This is a genomic window from Pedobacter sp. R-06 (assembly GCF_049913135.1).
Taxonomy (GTDB): domain Bacteria; phylum Bacteroidota; class Bacteroidia; order Sphingobacteriales; family Sphingobacteriaceae; genus Pedobacter.
The window spans coordinates 2,279,127-2,296,535 of sequence record NZ_CP183977.1 but is presented as its reverse complement, the minus strand read 5'-3'; the positions used below and the strand labels follow the sequence as shown (position 1 = coordinate 2,296,535).

The following is a 17,409-nucleotide window of genomic DNA, read 5'->3' as shown; positions in this document are numbered from 1 at the left end:
TAAACCCAGCCATTCTCACTTATCCTGTAATTTTCAACGATTGAATCAATTGGCCTGTTATTTCTAAATGATAACGCAAAACAATTGGGCTTCCGTCAAAATTCCCTGAAACTTCTACTTTTAAAATACTTTCTGTTTCTTCTTCTTCATAGCTGATGGGCTGCATTTTTGCCGCATACCGCTTATTAGCATCGTCAATCCAATGTTCTATTTCTTTTCTTCCTTTGTGCGTTTTACCTTCATCAAAGACTACGGCTGTATCAGAAAAACAGTTTGCATATGCAACGCTATCAAAGTTGTTTTGTGTTTTTACTAATGCTGATACTACTTTCGGTAAGTTCATTTTTTTTTTATTTTTAAGGTTATTAAATAGTTGGTACAGTTCCCCCATCAATTATAAATTGTGTTCCTGTGTGTTTACAGGACAAAATTGGGATGTAAAAACAGTTCTTACAAGTACGGAGTTACGATTCATATAGGGATAAATTTATCCCCTATTGCGCAAATTGAAGCATAAGCTTAATTTCGCAATATGTATGAACGAAAAACAATGCCTAATTTGAACTGTGGACTTGATCTGATTGGTGAGGTTCTTTACGGAAAATGGAAGATACGTTTGCTTTGGTTTATAAATGAGGGATATAAAAGACCAAGTGAGTTGCAGCGCAAGATACCGGATGCATCACGCCGGGTTTTAAATATGCAGCTGAAAGAACTAGAGGAACATGAACTTATTACAAAGATGATTTACCCGGTGGTTCCACCAAAAGTTGAGTACAGCCTTACCGAATTTGGAAAAACTTTAATCCCCGTTATTGCCACACTAGGTCAATGGGGCGATACACACGAAGACCGTTTGCGGGATGTAATTTTGAAATATACTGTAAGTTCTAATTTGGCCAATGCCCCTGTTTAATTAATCTCTTTATCAACAATGACGCAGTACGGTGTTGCATGTTTCAAGATTACTTACTTAAGATGTTCGCCTGGCGACTGATCACCATCGCGGTCAGTATTGCATACAAACTCAATCTTATATCTTTATCTTAGTACCGATCAGCCAGGCCATATTACCATACCGATTTCCATCAATGCGCCCTAATGTGCCGGATTTGGATCTAATTTTTTGCCCTCCGCAATTACCGCCCGGTTAATTTCACTGACCCGTTTGATATCCATTTTTTCCACCTCACGGTCATAGGTCAACAGGCCGTTTACCTCATGCTCCACATCGGTTGTCTGGGTATACACCGCAACACTCAGCCCCTGGTATTTCATCAGCTGCTCCACCTGGCTCATTAGCAGCACATACCTATCGGTCAAGGCAGTCTGGGTTGGTTCGTAAGCATAAGCATTGTTCTCCACTGGCCACATGTGGTCCCTCACAAAAAGTCCAACGCCACCAAACTCACCAAGAGAGGCCGCCCTTTTGGCATCAGGTTTCGAAGCCTCATAGGGACCGATGTAAATATGGGTATCCACAAAGTCGCCGTTACCCGGATCGCCGGCTGCCTTCTGGTAGCCCGGATTGTTGTTGAACCCGGAATTTCCGTTCACCAGTCTGGAAGGATCGTACTTTTTAACCCAATCGGTAATTTCCGGCACGTCGAAAGCACCCCAGTTTTCGTTAAAGGGTACCCATGCAATAATCGAGGGCGAATTGTAATGTTCATCCATCATGGCTTTGAGCTCCCTGCGAAAGGCGGGGCGCACTTTTGCCGTATCCTCATTCTGGTACCAGATTGCAGGCATGTCCTGCCATACCAGCATGCCCAGTTTATCTGCCCAGTAATAAAAGCGTTTAGGCTCGGTTTTCATGTGCTTGCGGATGAGGTTGAAACCGGCCTTCTTGGTAAACGCTATATCAGATTTCAGTGCTTCTTCTGTCGGGGCGGTCAGGATGCCGTCCGGCCAATAACCCTGGTCCAGCAATCCGAGTTGCATGAGGAACTTACCGTTCAGTAGTGGCCGCATAGTGCCCGATACTTTGCCCAGTCTGATGTCCCGCATCCCGAAATAGCTACTGATCTCGTCGGTAATCTTGCCATTGTTGTCCTTTAGCGTGATCTTCAGGTCGTAGAGAAAAGGTTCCTCTGGCGACCATAGTTTTGGGTTTGCGATGGGCAGATAAAAAATCTTTCCGGAGCTTCCCTGTGCCTGTGAAACCACATTCTTGCCCTCCAGTGCGACTGCTGATACGATCGACGCACCGGCATCAACGCTTACCTGGAGCCTGCTATGCGCCAGATCTGGTAAAAGCCTGATACTTTTGATATGGTCCGGACTAACCGGTTCGAGCCACACGCTCTGCCAGATCCCCGAACTGAAGGTATAGTCGCCACGCGGGCCATTTTTGCCCGAGGGCACCCGCCCATCGTTGGCATCATAGGCGGCCACGATCAGTTCGTTGCTTCCTGTTTTCAGCAGCCGGGTAATGTCAAGCGAAAAGCTGTTGTATCCACCAGCATGCGAGCCGGCCATTTTTCCGTTCACAAATATGGTCGCATCATGGTCGACTGCCTCAAAATTGATCAGGATATTCTTCCCGCTCCAGTTCCTGGGAATTTCAAAACGCCTGCGGTACCACATATTGATCTCCTGGCCGCGCGCTATACCCGAAATCACCGATTCAGGGCAATAGGGCACCAGGATCTGTTCGGCTTTTTCGGGAAAGGTAACAGGTGTTTTGGGATGGAGCGCGGCAGCTTTATCCTTACCGCCCAAATAATCCCATTTGCCGTTTAACGATTTCCATTCCCCGCGAACGAGCTGTGGCCGGGGATATTCCGGAAACGGATCTGAAGCAGACATTGCCCCGGCGGTCCATTTTGTAGGCAGCTTTGGTGTTTGTGCAGCAGCATCTCCGCAATAATTTCCCTGAAACAGGACCGTTAAACATAAAATCAGTAAGCTGGTATTCTTCATGGCAATTTAAGATAGAGCCCTTCGGGCGTATAAGACCATTTTATTATTATAAATCGATTTAAGTGGAAATATGAAACCCCTTATTTCGTATCAATTTCGACCTTTCCGCCGTTCCTAAACAAATCATGAGAAATAAAAAAACCTTGATTTATCTTTCCATTAACTTTAACTGTGCTAATGTCCCTTCCCTTCCCAGGTTTGCTTATCGTTAACAATTTTCCTGTGCTGGTTTTCCATTTAACTTCATCAAATAGCGGTGCTGTAACTATATAAGATGGATCGGTTGCCGAAAAAGGATATAAGCCCAGCGAACTAAATACATACCAGGCCGACATTTCACCAGCATCATCCATTCCCGAAAGCGCCAAACCATCGCTCCCGATGCCATAGAGTTCATTTAAGATTTTATCGATAATTTTTTGTGATTTTTCTGGTTTACCGATAAACGTATAGGCAAAAGGCGCTTCATGATCGGGCTGATTTCCCTGGCAGTATTGACCGATCATGGTTTCTACATTCCGTGCTATATATTTCGGATTCCAGGGCACAGTAAACAAGGAATCTAATTTAGATTCAAATCCTTTTGCACCACCATAAAGTTCGATTAAACCTTTCATATCGTGTGGTGCGTAAAACGAAACCTGCCAGGCATTGGCTTCCCTGTACATATATTCGTAATAAGGGTACTGTGGATTAAAAGGTTTAATCCAATCGCCATTCTCTAATCTGCCCCTCATAAAGCGCGTACCCGGATCGAACATGTTTTTATAGTTTTTCGATCTAGCCATCAAGATGCGGTAATTGCTGCTATCGCCCAGTTTTTTGGCAATTTGGGCCAGCGAATAATCATCGTAAGCGTATTCCAGTGTTTTAGAAACACCTGCCTTGGCTTTGGTTTCTACATGCGGATTTTTAACATCAGGATCTGAGATATAACCCTTCTCGATATATTCTTTCACAAACGGACGGGCACCACCATCTACATTGGCATTACGTAATAAAATCTGATAAGTACCCTTGATATCGAAATCATCTATTCCCCTTAAATAAGCGCCTGCAATAGAAGATGCGCCATGGTCGCCATGAAAAAACGTTGGGATAAAACCTGTTTTATCGCCAACCTCTTTCATCGATTTAATTACATCCAGGGTAACCTTAGGTGTAATTAAACCCAGCAGTACATCCTTATTGCGATATGTATCCCAAAGGGAAGGTTCGGTATAATAGTTGAAATTATCCTTTACTACGCTGTGCTTAGCATCTTTAAACTCCCCGTTTACATCACTCCGTAAAGCTGGCCATAAAAAAGAACGGTACAGGCAGGAATATAACATTTGCTTCTGTTTTTCGGTACCACCCTTTACCTGTATGGTAGATAAAAGCGTTTCCCATTTTGCTGTCGCTTCATTACGGATCTCGGGAAAAGTCTTGTTGCCAATCTCTTTTTCCAGGTTTTCTCTCGCATTAGCCGTACTTACAAACGATAAGCCGATTTTAAGTTCTACAGGCGCTGCACCGCCATCAGCCAAGTGCACAATTGCATAGCCTGAGCGTTTACCTACGTCTGTCTGATCAAGTTTTTCGATCTTGCCATTTACAGTTGCGTAGAAATATACATTTTCGCCGCCTTGAAAGCCTTGTATAGCCGAAGTACCAACTTGTTCGATATTCCATGTAGAAACCCTGCTATTGGCCTTTCCCATGTCGAAAAGAACCTGTCTGTTACTGGGATTTTTATATTCATATTGATGATATCCACACCTCAAGGTTGAAGTAAGCTTTACATTTATCTGATAATCATTAAGATAAACCTGGTAAAAACCAGGTGCCGAACTTTCATTTTTATGCGAAAATTTCGATCCGAATTTACCGTTAGCATCAGATAGTGGTAAAATTGGAATGTTGCACAGGTTCCAGTGCCCTTTATTGGTGTGTGCAAAGCCATAAATAGTATCATCTTCATATTCGTAACCTGCACCAGATCCAAATTCGGTAATCGGACTTAATTGCACCATAGCATTCGGCAATGAACTACCCGGAAAAGTTAAACCTGCCCACGATCGCCAGCCCTGTGGCAACTCATAACCTAAAATTTTAGGATCAGTTAAGGGCGCTGTACCGATAAAAGTATTTACATATTTGGTAAAAGAGGTTTTCGACTGACTTTGAACATTATAAATGCCCATTAGGTTCAAAAGAAGGATTAAAGATAAAAATTTGGTTAGCGATTTCATTTCACATAAAACGTTTTAGTTCGTTATACCAAATATATAAAATCTATTAAAATCCAATCTAAGCTATCACAATAGTTACCAACTAAAGTTTCGCCAACACAAATGACCGGATGCTTAAATAATTGAATAGTATGCCAATAATCGATATGTATTCACCTGCTTAGCCAATAGCACAATCGTCTGATTATCTATATATTTGGTTACACACTAATCAAATAACCAACATGTTTTTTAATTGCAAGCTAGCTATTCTCTGCACATTAACCTCATTTGTAGTCTTTAACTTTTCCACGTCAGTTTTCGCTCAAGAACAAGAAAAACCATCTTTATTGCTTTGGGACGATAAACCTGCAACAAAATGGATGACCGAAGCTTACCCCATTGGAAATGGTCGAATTGGCGGTATGATTTTCGGCGGTGTAAATCAGGAACATATTCAGTTTAATGATAATACACTCTGGACCGGCGATGAAAATGATCGGGGCATGTACCAGGCTTTTGGCGATATATTTATTGATTTCGACAATAAAGAACAAAATTTCAGCAATTATACACGGAAATTAAATCTGACTGATGCGGTCCATTCCATCAACTACACTCAAAACGGGACCAGCTATAAACGTGAATATTTTTGCAGCTTTCCGGATAAAGTAATGGTTTTAAGGTTAACTGCTGATCGAAAAAAATCATATTCGGGCACTATTAGATTAAAAAATGCACATCAAGGCAATATAACCGTTAGTGGAAATACCATCCAGTTTGCAGGCAAATTACCTAACGGAATGCCTTATCAGGCTACTGCTGTGGTTAAAGTCGAAAATGGGAGCAGCCACGCGGTTAAAGACGATGATGGTGAAAAATTAAAAATCGATAATGCCGATGCCATAACCATCCTTTTTACCGCTGCTACCAATTACAGTAATAAACGCAGTGAAAACTGGAAGGGAGAAGAACCTGCTTCCAAGATAGACCGTATCCTAAAACAAGCAACTGCAAAATCATATTCAAGTCTTTTAAAAGCACACGTTCAAGACTATCAGCAATTATTTAACCGTTTGGCGATTAATTTAGGTCAGAATGATATTAAAAACAACAGTTTGCCAACTTATCAAAGACTTATCAATTATAAAAAAACTTCTGATCCGGCCCTAGAAGCCTTAATTTTTCAATATGGAAGATACCTGTTGATCAGTTCATCACGACCAGGAGGTTTACCGGCCAACCTGCAAGGCCTTTGGAACGAAAGCAATACTCCGCCCTGGGGCAGCGATTATCACTCTAACATCAATATCCAGATGAATTATTGGCTGGCTGAACCGACTAATCTTTCTGAATGTCAGATCCCCTACCTGGATTACATTAACAGCATGCGGGAAGTGAGTGCTATAGCCACCCGCAAACAATATCCGAATACCCGTGGCTGGACTGTAAAAACAGAAAATAATATTTTCGGGGGAATGAGTTTTTTATGGAACACACCTGGTAGCGCATGGTATGCACAAGCACTATGGGAGCACTACGCTTTTACAAAAGACAAAGATTATCTAAAGAATTTTGCTTACCCGATTATTAAAGAAATCTCTGAATTTTGGGATGACCACTTGAAAAGAAGGCCAGATGGCACCTTGGTATCGCCGTTAGGCTGGTCGCCCGAGCATGGGCCAACAGAAGATGGCGTAACCCACGATCAGCAAATTGTGTACGATCTCTTCACCAATTATATAGAAGCAGCCGAAATTTTAGGCATTGATGCTGATTACAAAAAACACATTGCAGATCTTAAGGCGCACTTATTAAAGCCTAAAATTGGCAAATGGGGGCAATTACAGGAATGGGAAACCGACCGTGATGACCCTAAAGATCAACACAGACACATTTCTCATCTTTTTGGTTTACATCCGGGGAGAGAAATCAGTACCATTAAAACACCAGAACTTGCCAAGGCCGCAAAGGTAACTTTAACGGCACGCGGAGATGAATCGACAGGATGGTCTATGGCTTGGAAGATTAACTTTTGGGCCAGGCTACAGGATGGCAATCATGCTTACAAAATATTACAGAACTTCATTACCCCGGTAGGTGGCTCGGGTACAGATTACAATAAAGGTGGCGGGATTTACACCAATCTTTTCTGTGCACATCCCCCCTTCCAGATTGATGGAAATTTTGGTTATACAGCCGGCGTTTCAGAAATGCTTTTACAAAGCCAGGCTGGTGAATTGCAATTTTTACCTGCCCTGCCCGATCAATGGTCAACAGGAAGTATACAGGGTTTAAGAGCCAGGGGTAACTTCGAAATTACTGATCTGCAATGGAAAAATGGTAAAGTTGTTAAGCTGTCGATCAAATCGCTATCTGGCGAAGATTGTATTGTGAGATCTCCTAATGCATTAAAACATCAGCTTAAAGGTATAGATGAAGAAAAATCAGGAAATGACTTTAAATACCGTTTTAAAACACAGGTCGGAAAAGTATATGGTTTTGAAAGCTAGTATGGTCGTCGTTGCGAGAAGGCTTTTTCAGCCGACGAAGCAATGACGACCCTTTTTATTTAAATCTTTCATTTATTCCTCATCAAGTCATTCCTTTTTCAAACATTTCACCGCTAACGTTCGTTTAATCGTAAAGATTTTGTTATGAGCACCTCCGATAAACTACTAACCGAACATAACGCTAAAGTTGTTGTACTTGATTTTATCAATGCCTTAAACACCGAAAACTTCGAAATGGCCAGAGCACAACTGCATGATGATATGACTTTTAAAGGTGTTATGGGCGAAAGAAACGGAGCCGACGTTTATATCGACGACATGAAGAAAATGAAGTTCAAATACGATGTTAAAAAAGTATTTGTAGATCAGGAAGAAGTTTGCCTTTGGTACGATATCAATATGGGTGAAAAAACAATCTTTTCAAGCGGCTGGTACAAACTGGAAGATGAAAAGATTAAATCATTCCAGGTGATTTTCGATCCGAGGCCTATATTGTAAGGGAGATAGAAACGTCGTAGTATCCTCATTGCGAGAAGGCTTTTCCAGCCGACAGCCAGTCCCGACCCCGGGAAAGTGATCCTACAACGTTCGCTATTAGCGCGCGCTTTAAGATTGCTTCGTGCCTCGCAATGACGAGCATTACATAAGAATCTGTAAATGAAGTCGTTGTCAAATAATATTTACCAATTTATGGTTAAATAAATAGTTAACAATAGATTGCTCCATTCATGTTATGTAGAAATGACGAATATTAATATTACTAACAGATCTGCTTAAGCTTCTTAACAATGATGTGGCTACTTTCCAACTGAAAAAGAAACATCAAAAATTCATCGGTTTCGCTGATCTCGATATTTTTTATTGTACCAGATCGATCATTTCCATTCGTAATCTCATCTCCTGCTTTCAGCGCTAAAAGTGCAGAAGTAGGCAAATTATCATTTATTATTGTCATTTGTTAAGGGTAAGTGCAGGAAAAGCATGTTTTTTTTAGGCGTAGAAGATACCTTATTGTTCCATTACAGGCATTCGTGATTTCTGATGCAATGCATGGAAAGATAAACAAAACCGTATTGATTAGGAATTAAACTGATACCAAAATCAGTCATTAACACCAATCAATACGGTCGGTTATATTAGGCTTTTAGTAAAGCTGGTTTTTCGTGATAAGTTCTCCAAAGCAACTCACCAAACAAGGTGTTAGACCATGCGAACCAGGCCCTTGTAAAGTTTGCAGGATTGTCTTTATTGAAAGATTCGTGCATAAAACCTTTGCCAGCATGTGTTTTGCGTAACATTTCGATACAGGCTTTAATCTCGGCATCATCTTTTGAGGTTAAGGCACGCATGGTGATACTCATTGGCCAGATCATATCCTGACCAGCGTGTGGACCACCAATTCCCTCTGCAGCTGTACCTTTAAAGAAATATGGGTTATCTTTAGAAAGTGCAAATTTCCTCGTATTCTGATAGATCGGATCTTCAATTTTCATTGCACCTAAATAAGGTAAGCCCAACAAGCTTGGCACATTAGAATCGTCCATCAGATACGAACTTCCAAAGCCATCTACCTCAAAGGCATAAATTTTGCCATATTTTGGATGATTAACGATAGCATGTTTCTGTAGCGCTGCACTCACTTCATCAGCCAGGTTTAACAAATTGCTTTCCAAAGCCTGGTCGTGCTGTAAAGCTTTAATCATTTCTGCTGCCTGCTTTAAGCTTGATACCGCAAAAAAGTTAGAAGGAACCAGGAATGGGAAAATGGTGGCGTCATCGCTCGGACGGAATGCAGAACAGATTAATCCAACCGGATTTACCGGAAAACCATAACCCGCCATCGGTAATGAATCGGTTGGTTGGGTAGTTTCGCGTTGAAAATGATATGGTCCTTTATCCTTTTTTCGCTGTTGTTCTTTAAATGTTTTTAGAGTAGCTTCAATTCCTTTTTTCCAATTGATATCAAAAGGGGTTTTATCGCCTGTTTTTTTCCAGTAGTGGTAAGCCAGGCGGATTGGATAACATAAAGAATCTATTTCCCATTTACGCTCGTGTACACCAGGCTGCATGGCAGTTTTATCGGTTTTCCACTCGCCTACCTTAGTTGCATCGCCATAAAAAGCATTTGCATAAGGATCTTTTAAAACACATTTTGTTTGGTGGATAATTACGCCCGCTATCAATTTTTTAAGTGGTTCATCTTCGTTTACGAACTGAAGATATGGCCAAACCTGTGCCGAGCTATCGCGCAACCACATCGCATCAATATCACCGGTAATTACATAAGTATCTGGCCTACCTTCTTTTTCTGAATGATAAACCGTAGTATCTAAAGTATTTGGAAAACAATTTTCGAACAGCCAGGCCAATTCGGGGTTTTTAACGTTTGCCTGAAAAGTCTTAATTGCAGCATCTACCGCTTTACTTTGAAAGTGTCTTTTTGCAGCAGCTACACGTACCACAGGAAATTCTGGTGCAAGATTAGCGGCAAAAGAAAATTTCGATGCAACAACTCCTGCCCCTAACAAGCCGGTGTTTTGTATAAATGTTCTTCTTTTCATTATGGTGTATTATGATATTTTGATTTAATTTCTACTAAACGAAATCTATACATTATCGATTATGATAAATAGTAGTGGTAAGATTTTATTCGGTTAGCGCTTAACAAATATTATTATAATTTTCCGAACATCAAAATCATAATAGTCAATTAAACTATTCCTAAATCGATTTTCTTATGCATCATATTGAAATAGATTCAGATAACATTTTTGACGGACCTAAAGGTAATAATTATGTCAGTAAAAATAATTCTGAATGAGTATATTTAAATAACCAAACCTATTCTTATGAATGCAGATAACATTACCCTATCTAAACGCATTTTATCTATAGATATACTTCGCGGGTTAGTGATGATCATTATGGCGCTGGATCATACGAGAGATTTCTTTCATGTTGGCGCCATGACCGGAGATCCGTTAAATCCGGACACCACTACAGGGATGTTGTTTTTTACCCGTTGGATTACACATTTCTGTGCACCAACTTTTGTTTTCTTATCAGGATTATCTGCTTATTTATCAGCACAGAACAAAACAGCTGCTCAGGCAAGTTCATTTTTGTTAAAACGGGGTTTATGGTTAATACTGATAGAAATTGTGGTGATCACATTCGGCTTAACCTTTAATCCAACCTATAATTTCATTATTCTTCAGGTAATCTGGGCCATTGGCACCAGTATGATATTCCTCGGATTGGCCAGTCGCATTTCATATAAAACTGTGCTCACCATCGGCCTGATATTGGTTTTTGGGCATAATCTTTTCAATTTATTTCCTGCTCCAGCAGATTCAAATGGGGGCTTGATCTTAAAAATATTTTTCACCGCATCAGGAACCGTTGTGCCGCTTTCTGCCAATCATTTTGTTGGTGTATTTTACGCCATCCTCCCATGGACAGGTGTGATGTTTGTGGGCTATGGAATTGGTGCCTGGTATAAAAAAGGTTACGCTGCCGACCGCCGACAGCGCAATTTATTAACTATAGGCTTACTCACTATCTTTGTGTTTATCTCCCTGAGGTTGATCAATATATATGGCGATCCCGTTCCGCGAAAGGAATATCACGATTTCTTTAAGAACCTGCTTGCTTTTTTTAATGTAAACAAATATCCGCCATCTTTACAGTATATCGCGATGACTTTAGGTCCGGCCATGTTATTTTTGGCTTTAACCGAAAAACTGAGCAACCGGTTTACTAGGATAACTTCTGTATATGGCGCTGTGCCTTTCTTCTATTATGTACTGCACTTTTATCTGTTGCACACCCTCTTGATTGTGGTGTTTTTCGCCACAGGACATAGTACCAAAGAAATTGTGCAGGTACCATTTTGGTTTAGGCCTGCAACATTTGGGTTTAATTTGCCAATAGTATATCTAATCTGGTTTTGTGTAGTCGCCTCTTTGTATCTCCCTTGCAGGTGGTTTAAACGATATAAGGAAACACACCGGCAATGGTGGTTAAGCTATGTTTAAAACAAAGAGGGCGTATCCTAAAGGCGATTTCTCCTCAGATGTTGTCATGTTGAGTCTTTCGAAACTCGTTAAAAGCGTATTTAAGCGAGCCCATCGACAGGTTGCTATTGACGTTATTTTGTAATCATTTAAATATGAACTATTTATATGGAGTTCGTATTTCCATCCAGCTAGGCCATAGCACAGTATCCCCGTTCTACTTAAATCCGGCCTAACAAATTTTTCGGGCTGCACTGTTCTGGCCACACAACTGGCTTCAAAAGAAAAATTTTCAGCCGGCATTTTTTGTTTCTTTTTGATGCCAAAAAGAAAGAGCCCTTCGGCGGCGAGCCGAGGCAAGACCGTGGTATGGCAAAAGAAATCAATTATACGTCGCTAATATTAATTTTTATAAAAATTATACCTCAGGATTGACATATATATATGATACAACTTTTTGTTTAGCCTTTTTTCCATTTTATACTACAACCAACAGCCTTAGTAGATGCAATTGCAGGTTTTTTACCGGCCGATAATTCGTTAACAGCATTTTTAACATATTCCACTTTTGTGCTGTTTGCTTCTTCCGGATCGTTATCTATGGCACCAATGTACTCAACCACATTTCCCTTGTCGGTTTTGCCCAGCACAAAAACATGCGGTGTTCTGGTTGCGCCAAACTGTTTGGTTACCAAATGATCGGGATCTAAAAGATAAGGGAAATTGAATTTCTTTTCTGAAGCCAGCGCCTGCATTTTCTGAAAACTTTCATCGGGAACAGCTCCGGCATCGTTTGGATTAATAGCCACAACAGGATAACCTTTAACAGCATAAGTTTCGTTTAAAGCCGAGATACGCTCCTGATAAGCTTTTGCCACAGGACAGGTATTACAGGTAAAAACCACAATATATCCCTTTGCATCCTTGTAATCGGCTAAGGCAACCATTTTATTGTTTACGTTTTTCAGCGAAAAATCTTTTACTACATCGCCCACTTTATAACCTTCAGTCTGTGCAAATGCGAATCCAGAGATCAGCATAAAAGCCATTAAAATCAATCTTTTCATTACGATCTATTTTAAGTTTAACAAAGTATTTTTCAGTTCAGTTTCTGTAAATTCTTTCTCATAAAAACGTCTGGCTTTCTTGTTTACAAACAATGTAGCAGGAATAGCACCCGACCATTTTTTATCGATCCTTTCGATATACTGTTGCTGATCGGGTTCGTTTAAAAGAAATACCTCAGCGTTAATTTTATTGTTCAACACAAATGGAACCACTTCCTTTTGCAATTTTGACTTGAAATCTAAACTCACTAAAAGTACCTTAACAGGCTTATTTAAATTGGCTAAACGTAATTTCTCGAAATTCGGCAACTCAGTCACACATGGCGAACACCAGGTAGCCCAGAAATTGATTACATAAGTTGTATCTTTTCCATTGGTGATGCGTTTATCCAACTCATCCAATTTGAGCAATGTTACCTGCGCTGTAGCGCAATAAGTAATTAAAGATAAGCAGATTATGAAAAATATACGCATAAATGAATAACGAAAAATGATAAAGTTTGTTTTATTGGTAGGGTCGTCACCCTGAACTTGTTTCAGGGTCTGTTGTGGAATCGTACTAAATGTAATTCATTTTCTATTAAGATGCTGAAACAAGTTCAGCATGACGGTAAGTATAGGAAATGACGATTGGATTTAATTCACCGATCCCGATTTAACCAATACACGCTGATAAGCAGGAAGTGTTAAATCATCAACAATTACACCTCTGGTAGTGCTTGCATGCACGAAAAAGCCATTATTGAGGTATACGCCCACATGATCTACATCATTGCCGCCAAAAGAGAAAAACACCAGATCTCCTTCCTTTAAATTATCTATATTTTTACGCTTTACTACATTGGCTTGCTCGCGTGAAATACGTGGAAGTGTAACTCCATAAATTTCTTTCTCCAATAAAAAAGCAAAACCAGAACAATCAATACCACCTTTATCTAAACCCCCAAAACGGTATTTTACACCTGTCCAGTCGGTAATGAAACGATAAAGCGGTTTGCTTTTTAAATTTGCCATGGCATCAGCAGCTTTAGAAGCTTTCGTATCACTTTTAACTGTATACTTTCCGGTACCGCATGACGAAAGAAAGAATATAATCGCTATTAAAAAGAATATATTCCTTTTGAGGTGGAAGGTAAAAGGTATAAGGTGTAAGGTAAGCTGCATAAATATTGTATTATTGTATTAGAGATTAAAGATGTTTTTTCCTCAAACCTTACACCCTAAACCTCTAACCTTTCTTAATTCTTAATTAATCGTTGTATTTCGTCCAGTTTTAACAGTGCTTCCACTGGCGTTAAGGCGTTTACATCCAAATTATTCAATGTATCGCGGATTTTCACCAGAACAGGATCATCAATAGCAAACATCTGTAACTGGTAAGCCTGGTTCTGTACTTTTTTAATACTGTCTTTTATACTTTGCCCTTCTGTACGGTCTATTTCCAGTTTCTTCAATATCTCGTTGGCACGGCCAATTAGTTTAGTTGGCATACCCGCCATTTTTGCTACATGAATACCAAAACTGTGTTCACTGCCACCAGGAACAAGTTTCCGTAAAAAGATTACCTTATTGGTCATTTCTTTTACCGATACATTAAAGTTTTTGATGCGCGGCATGGTATTGGCCAGTTCATTTAACTCATGATAGTGGGTAGCAAATAAGGTTTTTGGTCTGGCAGTTGGATGCTGATGCAAAAATTCGGCAATGGCCCAGGCAATTGAAATACCATCGTAGGTGCTCGTTCCGCGGCCAATCTCATCGAGTAAGATTAAACTGTCGTCCGAAATGTTGTTCAGGATACTGGCCGTTTCATTCATTTCGACCATAAACGTACTTTCTCCTGAAGAAATATTGTCAGATGCCCCCACACGGGTAAAAATCTTATCTACGATACCTACTTCCGCATCTTTAGCAGGAACAAAAGAACCCATTTGCGCCATCAGTACAATCAGTGCAGTTTGCCTTAAAATGGCCGATTTACCCGCCATGTTGGGTCCGGTAATCATAATGATCTGCTGACTTTCTGTATCTAGGTAAACATCATTAGTGATGTATTCCTCTCCCACAGGCAGTTGTTTCTCAATTACCGGGTGGCGGCCACCTTTAATATCGAGCACTTTATTTTCGGTAACTTTTGGCTTGTTATAGTGGTTTTTGGCCGCTAACTGTGCGAAACACAATAAACAATCAAGCTGTGCAATTAAAAACGAATCGAGTTGGATCGGCTTAATGTAACTGGCAGTTTCGTACATCAATTCGTTGTACAAACGGATTTCGATCGCCTGTATCTTCTCTTCTGCACCTAAAATCTGATCTTCGTATTCTTTAAGCTCTGGTGTAATGTAACGTTCGGCATTTACCAGCGTTTGTTTACGGATCCAACCCGCTGGTACTTTATCTTTATGGGTATGGGTAACTTCCAAATAATAACCAAAAACGTTATTAAAGGCAATTTTTAGCGACGGTATTCCCGTTGCCTCTGCTTCGCGTTTTTGTATCTGAACCAGATAATCTTTACCTCCAAAAGCTATTTTACGCAAGCGGTCTAAATCTTCATCAATTCCGTCGGCAATTACATTCCCTTTAATCAGCAATGCTGGTGGTTCGGGTTGTAATTCCCTCTCAATTCTCTCCCTGATAGCCAAACACGGATTTAACTGATCTGCTATTTTAATCAGGAAAGGGTTTTTAGAATCGGCAGCCAGTTTTTTAACTGCTTCAATATGGTAAAGTGCACGTTTTAAAGCAACCAATTCCCTTGGGCCAACACGCTGGAGGCCTACTTTAGAAATGAGTCGTTCTAAATCGCCAATCTGTTTAATGTTATTTAGAAATTCGCCTTGTAATTCTTCATTTTTAACAAAATACTCTACCATTCCAAGTCGTTCCTGGATTGGTTTCAATTCTTTTAATGGCATAATGATCCACTTCTGCAGCAAACGTGCACCCATTGGGGTACAGGTATGATCCAGAATATCGAACAAGGTTACGGCGTTATCGTTAGGCGAATTCACCAATTCCAGGTTACGGATGGTGAAACGGTCTAACCACATGTAACGGTCTTCTTCAATGCGACCGATCGAACTGATATGTTGTAGATTACGGTGCTCGGTTTCACCTAAATAGTGTAGAATAACACCAGCAGCAACAATTCCGCTCTGTAAACGCTCTACACCAAAACCTTTTAACGAGGAAACCTCAAAGTGTTTCATCAGGGTTTCATTTCCGAAATCAGTAGTAAAAGGCCATTCGTCTAAACCAAAAGTGTAAAAACGGTCGCCGAAGTTCTCGGTAAATACCTGTCGTTTCGATTTCTGAAAAATAACTTCTGTTGGCTTAAAGCCTTGTAAAAGTTTATCAATATAATCGCTGTTGCCCTGTGCAATTAAAAATTCACCTGTCGATATATCTAAAAATGAAACGCCCAGTTGTGTTTTATCAAAGAAAACACAGGCAAGAAAATTGTTCGATTTTTGGTTTACAATATTATCACCGTAAGCTACTCCAGGTGTAACCAATTCTGTTACACCACGTTTAACAATGGTTTTTGTGGTTTTAGGATCTTCCAGCTGGTCGCAAATGGCTACGCGTTGTCCTGCCCGCACCAGTTTGGATAAATAATTATCTAGCGAGTGATGCGGAAAACCAGCCAGTTCTAAAGCACCGCCATTGGGCCCAGTACCTCTTCTGGTTAATACGATGCCTAATATCTGTGCCGTTTTAATGGCATCTTCGCCAAAGGTTTCATAAAAATCGCCAACCCTAAATAGTAAAAGTGCGCCCGGATACTTCGCTTTAATCGCGTTGTATTGCTGCATTAACGGGGTTTCTTTATTCGTGTCTTTAGCCAAAACTGAAATTAATTTACAAAAGCCATAAAGATAACACGAATAAGCATTTTACAGCTGTTTTGTTGAAAAGTTAAAAGATTGTTAGTTTGTTTAAGCGCTTAAATGTTTAAATCTGCTATTTGAGAGGCATCCCAGTTAACCAGTTCTCTTCAATTAACCAATTTATACAGTTTAACCAATTAACCATAATTAGAAAATGAAGGGTTCTGTGCTTTTCGGCTGGTGTAGTCCTGCTATCCGCTTTATCCCGATGAAAAAATCGGGATGCCCGCTCCTATCAGGTTTAGGTACAAGGGTCTGTTTTAACCCAGTTGTATAATGGTTTTATTTTTTTAACAGTTAACCGGTTTATACAATTTAAACAGTTAACCATTATTTGGAAATGAAAGGTTCTCTGCTTTTCGGTTGGTGTAGTCCTGCTATCCGCTTTATCCCGATGATAAAATCGGGATGCTCGCTCCTATCAGGTTTAGGTACAAGGGGCTGTTTTAACCCAGTTGCACATAGTTTTCTTTCTTCAACAGTTAACCGGTTTATACAATTTAAACAGTTAACCATTATTTGGAAATGAAGGGTGTTGTGCATTTCAGTTGGTATAGTCCTGCTATCCGCTTTATCCCGATGAAAAAATCAGGATGCCCGCTCCTACCAGGTTTAGGTACAAGGGTCTGTTTTAACCCGGTTGCATAATAGTTTCTTTCTTCAACAATTAACCGATTTATACAATTTAAACAGTTAACCATTATTTGGAAATGAAAGGTTCTGTGCCTTTCGGGTGGTGTAGTCCTGCTATCCGCTTTATCCCGATGAAAAAATCGGGATGC

The 17,409-nt window shown here is 40.2% G+C and carries 13 protein-coding genes; 4 read left to right on the top strand and 9 right to left on the bottom strand.

Annotated elements, in window-relative coordinates; all coding sequences use genetic code 11:
- Positions 1-19: 19 nt before the first annotated feature.
- Positions 20-343 (bottom strand): nuclear transport factor 2 family protein, encoded by a 324-nt coding sequence (locus ACN9MR_RS09460; RefSeq protein WP_426329457.1) that lies wholly within the window; start codon positions 341-343, stop codon positions 20-22.
- 189 nt (positions 344-532) lie between these two features.
- On the opposite strand from ACN9MR_RS09460, the gene ACN9MR_RS09455 reads away from it, so the two are divergent.
- On the top strand, positions 533-916 hold the full coding sequence (locus ACN9MR_RS09455) for a winged helix-turn-helix transcriptional regulator (protein WP_426329456.1): 384 nt from the start codon (positions 533-535) through the stop codon (positions 914-916).
- A 182-nt stretch (positions 917-1,098) separates the two neighbouring features.
- Here the strand turns inward: ACN9MR_RS09455 and ACN9MR_RS09450 are convergent, their stop codons facing one another.
- Positions 1,099-2,925, bottom strand: a complete 1,827-nt coding sequence (locus ACN9MR_RS09450) for a glycoside hydrolase family 2 protein (protein WP_426329455.1) — start codon at positions 2,923-2,925, stop codon at positions 1,099-1,101.
- An 80-nt stretch (positions 2,926-3,005) separates the two neighbouring features.
- Positions 3,006-5,159 carry a GH92 family glycosyl hydrolase gene (locus tag ACN9MR_RS09445; protein WP_426329454.1) on the bottom strand — a complete coding sequence of 718 codons (2,154 nt, stop codon included), beginning with the start codon at positions 5,157-5,159 and terminating at the stop codon, positions 3,006-3,008.
- Between the two features lie 224 nt (positions 5,160-5,383).
- Between ACN9MR_RS09445 and ACN9MR_RS09440 the strand changes: the two genes are divergently transcribed.
- Together ACN9MR_RS09440 and ACN9MR_RS09435 are read left to right on the top strand one after the other, a co-directional pair.
- Positions 5,384-7,651, top strand: a complete 2,268-nt coding sequence (locus ACN9MR_RS09440) for a glycosyl hydrolase family 95 catalytic domain-containing protein (protein WP_426329453.1) — start codon at positions 5,384-5,386, stop codon at positions 7,649-7,651.
- A 144-nt stretch (positions 7,652-7,795) separates the two neighbouring features.
- Entirely contained in the window at positions 7,796-8,149 is a 354-nt protein-coding gene (locus tag ACN9MR_RS09435) for a nuclear transport factor 2 family protein (protein ID WP_426329452.1), read from the top strand.
- A gap of 262 nt (positions 8,150-8,411) precedes the next feature.
- On the opposite strand, the gene ACN9MR_RS09430 is transcribed toward ACN9MR_RS09435, so the two are convergent.
- The gene (locus ACN9MR_RS09430; RefSeq protein ID WP_426329451.1) at positions 8,412-8,606 is read right to left on the bottom strand and encodes a hypothetical protein; all 195 of its coding nucleotides are present in this window, start codon (positions 8,604-8,606) and stop codon (positions 8,412-8,414) included.
- A gap of 181 nt (positions 8,607-8,787) precedes the next feature.
- Positions 8,788-10,212 (bottom strand): glycoside hydrolase family 125 protein, encoded by a 1,425-nt coding sequence (locus tag ACN9MR_RS09425; protein WP_426329450.1) that lies wholly within the window; start codon positions 10,210-10,212, stop codon positions 8,788-8,790.
- A 288-nt stretch (positions 10,213-10,500) separates the two neighbouring features.
- Here ACN9MR_RS09425 and ACN9MR_RS09420 point away from each other — a divergent pair, with 288 nt between their 5' ends.
- The gene (locus ACN9MR_RS09420; protein ID WP_426329449.1) at positions 10,501-11,688 is read left to right on the top strand and encodes a DUF1624 domain-containing protein; all 1,188 of its coding nucleotides are present in this window, start codon (positions 10,501-10,503) and stop codon (positions 11,686-11,688) included.
- 440 nt (positions 11,689-12,128) lie between these two features.
- On the opposite strand, the gene ACN9MR_RS09415 is transcribed toward ACN9MR_RS09420, so the two are convergent.
- From ACN9MR_RS09415 to mutS, 4 genes are all read right to left on the bottom strand, one after another.
- Positions 12,129-12,734, bottom strand: coding sequence for a thioredoxin family protein (locus ACN9MR_RS09415; RefSeq protein ID WP_426329448.1), 606 nt, complete (start codon positions 12,732-12,734; stop codon positions 12,129-12,131).
- 6 nt (positions 12,735-12,740) lie between these two features.
- Positions 12,741-13,208, bottom strand: coding sequence for a TlpA family protein disulfide reductase (locus ACN9MR_RS09410; protein ID WP_426329447.1), 468 nt, complete (start codon positions 13,206-13,208; stop codon positions 12,741-12,743).
- Between the two features lie 162 nt (positions 13,209-13,370).
- Positions 13,371-13,898, bottom strand: coding sequence for a C40 family peptidase (locus tag ACN9MR_RS09405; RefSeq protein ID WP_426329446.1), 528 nt, complete (start codon positions 13,896-13,898; stop codon positions 13,371-13,373).
- Positions 13,899-13,972: 74 nt separating this feature from the next.
- Positions 13,973-16,585, bottom strand: a complete 2,613-nt coding sequence (gene mutS, locus ACN9MR_RS09400) for a DNA mismatch repair protein MutS (RefSeq protein WP_426329445.1) — start codon at positions 16,583-16,585, stop codon at positions 13,973-13,975.
- Positions 16,586-17,409: the final 824 nt, after the last annotated feature.